Raw genomic sequence first — 6,394 nt, 5'->3', positions numbered from 1 at the left:
TGAGAGTAGGTCATCGTCAAGATTAAATTCCGAAACCCCATTTGCGAAAGCAGATGGGGTTTTGTTTTGGGCGGTCGAAAATGCATAGAGGTGCGCTACGGTTGCTTTCAGTCCTAAAGTCCGGCGTTTCTATGCAATGACCCTGCGCATGGCTATCATGCGTGCCTCTTTGTGAGGCGATACTTGCATGCTGACGTTGTTAAAACTTCTGAAAGATGGACGATTCCACTCCGGAGAAGCACTGGGTGCTGCCCTGGGCGTTAGCCGTAGTGCTGTCTGGAAGCAGCTCCAGCACCTTGAGGCTGAATTGAATCTGTCCATTCATAAGGTTCGTGGCAAGGGATATCAGTTGGCGTCGCCGCTGGTGTTCTTGAGTGCTGAAGGTATCGCGATGAATGCGCCCGTCTTGGCATGGCCCGTTCATATCTCTGATTCCATTGACTCCACGAATGCCGAAGCTTTGCGCCTTGTCGATGCTGGATGTGCGGCGCCGTTCCTGGTGCTTGCCGAGCAGCAAACCGCGGGAAGAGGCAGAAGAGGGCGAAAGTGGGTCAGTCCGTTCGCACAAAATGTTTATTACAGCCTTGTGTTGCGCATTGAGTCTGGCCTTCGGCAATTGGAGGGCCTAAGTCTCGTTGTGGGCTTGGCGGTGATGCAGGCTTTACGCGAGTCAGGCGTGCGTGGGGCGGCACTGAAATGGCCAAACGATGTGCTGGTAGGGCAGAAGAAGATCGCCGGGATTTTGCTGGAGTTGATAGGAGACCCGGCTGATATCTGTCACGTTGTCCTCGGAATAGGCATAAATGTGAACATGCAGAGGGCTGACGAGGTGGATCAGCAATGGACTTCGGTGCTGCTTGAGACAGGCTCTTCTGTTGATCGCAATGCTCTGGTGGCGCAATTGGGTGTACAGCTGCAGCGCTACCTTGACCGACATCGGGAGGGTGGTTTTGTCGCGCTTCAAGAGGAGTGGGAGCAGAGTCACGCTTGGCAGGGGCGGCAGGTGTCTCTCATTGCGGGTGTCAACCAGGTCGATGGGGTTGTACTGGGTGTAGACCGTCAGGGGGCGTTGCGTTTGAGTGTTGAGGGCGTTGAGAAAATATACAGTGGTGGTGAGTTAAGCCTGAGGTTGCGTGATGATTCTTGAGCTCGACTGTGGGAATAGCTTTATCAAGTGGCGTGTGCTTGATTCGGGTTCCGCAAGTGCCTCTGCGGAGGGGGTTGTTCGTTCTGATCTGGCATTGATTGAAAATCTGTCAGCGCTGCCTCGATTGCTGCTGACGCGCTGCCGATTGGTCAGCGTTCGGGCCCTGGAAGAAACAAGTAAGCTGGTCGAGGCCTTGCACGAGGCTTTTGGGGTTACCGTTTCCTGCGCTGCCCCGGCACGAGAAATGGCCGGAGTACGCAACGGCTACGAAGATTTCGAGCGTCTGGGGCTCGATCGTTGGCTGGCGATGCTGGGTGGATTCAAGCTGGCGCGCGGCGCTTGCCTGGTACTTGATTTTGGTACGGCTGCCACAGCAGATTTTATTGCGGCGGATGGTGAGCACTTGGGTGGCTTCATTTGCCCAGGTATGCCCCTCATGCGCAACCAACTGCGAACGCATACGCGCAAGATTCGGTATGACGACGACGCCGCGGAAAGGGCGCTGGAGCGTCTTTCTCCCGGTCGTACGACTGTGGAGGCCGTGGAGCGCGGTTGTACGCTGATGCTGAGAGGGTTTGTACTGACTCAGTTAGAGTTGGCGCGAAGCTACTGGGGCGATGACTTCACCGTATTTCTGACTGGGGGGGATGCTGATTTGGTGGTGGATGCAGTGCCGCAGGCGGAGCTCGTGCCCGATCTGGTATTTGTCGGTTTGGCGATGGCTTGTCCTTTGTCCTGAGGTGATTATGCGTTGGCTATTTTTGCTTTTACTTGTTCTCAATGCCTTCTATTACATTTGGCATCAGCAAGAAGCCCCTTTGCGCGCTAAAGATGTCACGCCTCTGAGCCTTTACAAGGGCTCGCAGCAGGATATTCGACTGCTCAGTGAGTCCTCCGATGCTGTGGTGCGTAGAGAGCGCGCAAAAGCATCTGAAGCGCAAAATACTTGCCTGTATATCGGTGGGTTTGCGGACCAGCGTCAAGCGCAGTCTGTTGAGCAGCGGCTCCTAAGCTTGGATATAAAGGTCAAGGTTCAGCTGCTGAATACTGCGGACGCATCTGGCTACTGGCTGCGTGTGGCCCCTGAAAGTCGACGCCTGGCTGACGATCTGCCCTTTGAAAACCTTGCTAAGGAATTCAATGAGTTAAAACATAAAATAATGTTGTGCGAAGGCGTTGCAACTCTCGAATAGTTTGCATAGAATGGCGCCCGCTTCGCAGTGAAGACCTTTAAGGTCGACAGCGTGAAGCTAAGGTCAATGCAGCTAACCTCATATTTTTAAATGAGAAAATGCTTGACAGAAGGTCGGCGTAATGTAAAATGCCGGCTCGCTTAGGAGGGGTTCCCGAGCGGCCAAAGGGATCAGACTGTAAATCTGACGTCTACGACTTCGAAGGTTCGAATCCTTCCCCCTCCACCATTTTAGCGTGAGCTGCAAGCTCCGCGGGTATAGTTTAGTGGTAGAACCTCAGCCTTCCAAGCTGATGATGCGGGTTCGATTCCCGCTACCCGCTCCAAGTTTGCAGGTTGTGCACGGTGTTTTGCTCTTGTAGCTCAGTTGGTAGAGCACACCCTTGGTAAGGGTGAGGTCAGCGGTTCAAATCCGCTCAAGAGCTCCATATAACAAGGCAGATATGAAAATATCTGCCTTTGTTTTAACAGCTGCCTCGGCTTGATGGTGTTGTGCTTGGCTTTGTTGCTAGGTGATTTCAAGTCTATAGGGTGTGGTTGTTGTAAAGTCTTTTTCAGGCCTGCATAATGGTCGGCCTGATTTTGTTTTAGGTCAGTAGCTCAATTGGCAGAGCGACGGTCTCCAAAACCGTAGGTTGGGGGTTCGATTCCCTCCTGACCTGCCAGATTCACGTGGTGTATCTGGCTTTCTTTTCACAGGATCTTCATAGATGACTCCTAAGGCTGAAGCTCAAAGCTCTCGTTTCGATCTGGTCAAGTGGCTCGCTGTAGTCGCCTTGGTGGTCGTAGGCGTTGTTGGCAATCAGTACTATTCTGCTTCGCCGATCCTGTACCGTGTGCTCGCTTTGCTTGCCCTTGCTGCTGTAGCTGCCTTTGTGGGCCTGCAGACTGCTAAAGGCAAGTCTTTTGCGGTCCTGGTAAAGGAAGCTCGCACCGAAATCCGTAAAGTCGTTTGGCCGACTCGCCAAGAAACCACGCAGACCACGTTGATTGTTGTGGCTGTTGTTCTGGTTATGGCGTTGCTGTTGTGGGGGCTTGATTCCCTGCTCGGCTGGCTTGTTTCCTTGATTGTTGGCTAAGGGTGTCCCGTGGCTAAGCGTTGGTACGTTGTGCATGCTTACTCGGGTTACGAGAAGCATGTTATGCGCTCTTTGCTGGAGCGCGTAAAGCTGGCAGGCATGGAAGATGGCTTCGGCGAAATTCTGGTTCCCACTGAAGAAGTGGTTGAAATGCGGAATGGCCAGAAGCGTAAAAGTGAACGTAAGTTCTTCCCTGGCTACGTGCTAGTACAGATGGACATGAACGAAGGTACTTGGCACTTGGTCAAGGACACTCCTCGTGTTATGGGTTTCATTGGCGGTACCGCTGATAAGCCTGCTCCGATCACCGACAAAGAGGCGGAAGCAATTCTGCGTCGTGTTGCTGATGGTAGCGACAAGCCTAAGCCGAAGACGCTCTTCGAGCCGGGTGAGGTTGTTCGTGTCACAGATGGTCCGTTTGCTGATTTCAACGGTACTGTCGAAGAAGTTAACTACGAAAAGAGCCGGATCCAAGTGGCAGTGCTCATTTTCGGTCGCTCTACCCCGGTAGAGTTGGAGTTCAGTCAGGTCGAGAAGGTCTAGCTGAGCAAGCATCCCAACCCCGCAGCCCTAGGCTGTGGGGTTTTGTCGTCACTGGGATAAACGCGCAAGTAACCGGGGAGCCTTTCGAGGCGTTTGAACCCGTAATTGGAGTGCCTCATGGCCAAGAAGATTACCGCTTACATCAAGCTGCAAGTGAAGGCCGCTCAGGCCAACCCTAGCCCACCCGTCGGTCCAGCTCTGGGTCAGCACGGCGTGAACATCATGGAGTTCTGCAAGGCCTTCAACGCCCGTACTCAGGGTCTTGAGCCAGGTCTGCCAACTCCAGTGATCATCACTGTATACAGCGACCGTAGCTTCACTTTCGAAACCAAGTCGACCCCGGCTTCGGTTCTGTTGAAGAAAGCTGCTGGTCTGACTAGCGGTTCCGCTCGTCCGAACACCGTTAAGGTTGGCACCGTGACTCGTGCTCAGCTGGAAGAAATCGCGAAAACCAAAAACGCGGATCTGACTGCAGCTGATATGGATGCAGCCGTGCGTACCATCGCCGGTTCTGCTCGTAGCATGGGCCTTAACGTGGAGGGTGTGTAATGGCTAAGCTGACCAAGCGCCAAAAGGCTATCGCCGGCAAAATCGAAGCAGGCAAGGCCTACAACTTTGTAGACGCTGCTGCCCTGCTGACCGAGCTGTCGACTGTCAAGTTCAGCGAGTCCGTTGACGTTGCTGTAAACCTGGGTGTTGACCCACGTAAATCCGACCAGGTCGTTCGTAGCGCAACTGTGCTGCCACACGGTACTGGCAAGACTGTACGTGTAGCTGTCTTCACCCAAGGCCCGGCAGCTGAAGCTGCTCTGGCCGCTGGCGCTGACCGCGTTGGCATGGACGACCTGGCTGCCGAAATGAAAGGCGGCGACCTGAACTATGACGTAGTTATTGCTTCCCCGGATGCAATGCGCGTTGTGGGTCAGTTGGGTCAGATCCTCGGTCCACGTGGTCTGATGCCTAACCCTAAAGTCGGCACCGTAACCCCAGACGTAGCCACCGCGGTTAAAAACGCCAAGGCTGGTCAGGTTCGTTATCGCACCGACAAAAACGGCATCATCCACACCTCCGTTGGCAAAGTCGGCTTCGACGCCGTCAAGCTGAAGGAAAACGTTGAAGCCCTGATCGCTGATCTGAAGCGTATCAAGCCGGCTTCCTCGAAAGGTATCTACGTCAAGCGCGTTACCCTGAGTACCACTATGGGCCCAGGTCTGGTCATCGACCAAGGCTCGCTGGACGTATAAGACACAGGTTGACGCGAGAAATCGCGTCAATTGAAAAAATTGGGGTCCCTGCCTGGCGGGGGCTATCCAAGACCGTAGGCGACGTAAGTCTTAAACCTCAAGCCTACGCAGATGGTGCTCCCGGTTCCTTACCGAATCAGACACCAAAACGACATCCGGCTCCGGCCAGATGAAACGGTAACAAGCAGGAGTTAAACCCGTGGCAATTAATCTCGAAGACAAGAAGGCCATCGTCGCTGAAGTCAACGAGGCTGCCAAAGCTGCTCTGTCCGCTGTCGTGGCTGATGCCCGTGGTGTGACAGTAAGCGCTATGACCGGACTCCGTAAAGAGGCTCGTGAAGCTGGCGTATACGTACGTGTTGTACGTAACACCCTGCTCAAGCGCGCTGTTGCTGACACTGAATACAGTGTCCTCAACGACGTGTTCACCGGCCCGACCCTGATTGCGTTCTCCACCGACCATCCTGGCGCTGCTGCCCGTTTGTTCAAGGAATTCGCCAAGGGTCAGGATAAGTTCGAGATCAAGGCAGCTGCGTTCGAGGGCAAGTTCCTCGCAGCTAACCAAATCGACGTACTGGCAACACTGCCGACCCGTAACGAAGCTATTTCTCAGCTGATGAGCGTGATTCAAGGCGCTACCAGCAAGTTGGCTCGTACTCTGGCCGCAGTTCGCGAGCAAAAAGAAGCTGCCGCAGCCTAAGGCTGAACAACTTCTCTCGCGTATTTTTGTTTATTTCGATGGCCGCGTAGGCCGTCCCCCAATTCAGGAAATACAGCAATGTCTATCTCCCAAGACGATATCCTCAACGCCGTAGCTGAAATGTCGGTTCTGCAGGTTGTTGAGCTGATCAAAGCTTTCGAAGAAAAATTCGGCGTTTCCGCTGCCGCTGCTTCCGCTGGCCCAGCTGTTGCTGCTGTCGCTGCTGAAGAGCAAACCGAATTCAACGTCATGCTGCTGGAAGCTGGCGAGAAGAAAGTAAACGTGATCAAGGCAGTACGTGAACTGACCGGTCTGGGCCTGAAAGAAGCCAAGGCTGTAGTTGACGGCGCTCCAGCCCAGGTTCTGGAAGCAGTGTCGAAAGACGCCGCTGACAAAGCCAAAGCTGTTCTGGAAGAAGCAGGCGCTAAAGTCGAGCTGAAGTAAGCATCGACCTTGCGTCTCCAGCCCAAGCGTTAAGCTGAAGGCTGA

Annotated in this window: 9 protein-coding genes and 4 tRNA genes; all 13 read left to right on the top strand. The window is 53.9% G+C overall.

The genetic code is table 11. The features are described 5' to 3' along the window. Window positions 1–187: 187 nt before the first annotated feature. The 13 genes from birA to rplL all read left to right on the top strand — a co-directional run bounded on the left by birA (window position 188) and on the right by rplL (window position 6,349). Window positions 188–1,147 (top strand): bifunctional biotin--[acetyl-CoA-carboxylase] ligase/biotin operon repressor BirA, encoded by a 960-nt coding sequence (gene birA, locus AO064_RS02070; RefSeq protein WP_064052236.1) that lies wholly within the window; start codon window positions 188–190, stop codon window positions 1,145–1,147. Continuing rightward, window positions 1,137–1,886, top strand: coding sequence for a pantothenate kinase (locus tag AO064_RS02065; protein WP_064052235.1), 750 nt, complete (start codon window positions 1,137–1,139; stop codon window positions 1,884–1,886). Before birA ends, AO064_RS02065 begins: the two co-directional genes overlap by 11 nt. Before the next feature lie 7 nt (window positions 1,887–1,893). Further along, the gene (locus AO064_RS02060; RefSeq protein ID WP_015886140.1) at window positions 1,894–2,340 is read left to right on the top strand and encodes a hypothetical protein; all 447 of its coding nucleotides are present in this window, start codon (window positions 1,894–1,896) and stop codon (window positions 2,338–2,340) included. Window positions 2,341–2,483: 143 nt separating this feature from the next. After that, window positions 2,484–2,568 (top strand) — tRNA-Tyr (locus AO064_RS02055). Window positions 2,569–2,591: 23 nt separating this feature from the next. Further along, window positions 2,592–2,665, top strand: a tRNA-Gly gene (locus tag AO064_RS02050). A gap of 26 nt (window positions 2,666–2,691) precedes the next feature. Next, window positions 2,692–2,767, top strand: a tRNA-Thr gene (locus AO064_RS02045). A 161-nt stretch (window positions 2,768–2,928) separates the two neighbouring features. Further along, window positions 2,929–3,004 (top strand) — tRNA-Trp (locus AO064_RS02040). A gap of 45 nt (window positions 3,005–3,049) precedes the next feature. Beyond that, window positions 3,050–3,418: a preprotein translocase subunit SecE gene (secE, locus tag AO064_RS02035; RefSeq protein WP_003194658.1), complete on the top strand. Its 369-nt coding sequence runs from the start codon at window positions 3,050–3,052 to the stop codon at window positions 3,416–3,418. A 9-nt stretch (window positions 3,419–3,427) separates the two neighbouring features. Continuing rightward, a complete protein-coding gene (gene nusG / locus AO064_RS02030; protein ID WP_003176436.1) occupies window positions 3,428–3,961 on the top strand; it encodes a transcription termination/antitermination protein NusG in 534 nt (177 codons plus the stop codon). A gap of 117 nt (window positions 3,962–4,078) precedes the next feature. Next, window positions 4,079–4,510, top strand: coding sequence for a 50S ribosomal protein L11 (rplK, locus tag AO064_RS02025; RefSeq protein WP_003176435.1), 432 nt, complete (start codon window positions 4,079–4,081; stop codon window positions 4,508–4,510). Next, window positions 4,510–5,205, top strand: coding sequence for a 50S ribosomal protein L1 (gene rplA / locus AO064_RS02020; protein ID WP_003232403.1), 696 nt, complete (start codon window positions 4,510–4,512; stop codon window positions 5,203–5,205). The genes rplK and rplA overlap by 1 nt, the downstream gene beginning before the upstream one ends. Before the next feature lie 199 nt (window positions 5,206–5,404). Beyond that, entirely contained in the window at window positions 5,405–5,905 is a 501-nt protein-coding gene (gene rplJ, locus AO064_RS02015) for a 50S ribosomal protein L10 (RefSeq protein WP_015886139.1), read from the top strand. 78 nt (window positions 5,906–5,983) lie between these two features. Further along, entirely contained in the window at window positions 5,984–6,349 is a 366-nt protein-coding gene (gene rplL / locus AO064_RS02010; protein WP_003210093.1) for a 50S ribosomal protein L7/L12, read from the top strand. Window positions 6,350–6,394 lie beyond the last annotated feature (45 nt).

Source organism: Pseudomonas marginalis (assembly GCF_001645105.1).
Lineage (GTDB): Bacteria > Pseudomonadota > Gammaproteobacteria > Pseudomonadales > Pseudomonadaceae > Aquipseudomonas > Aquipseudomonas petroselini.
The sequence above is the reverse complement of the archived record's forward strand: the minus strand, read 5'-3'. Positions and strand labels throughout refer to the sequence as shown.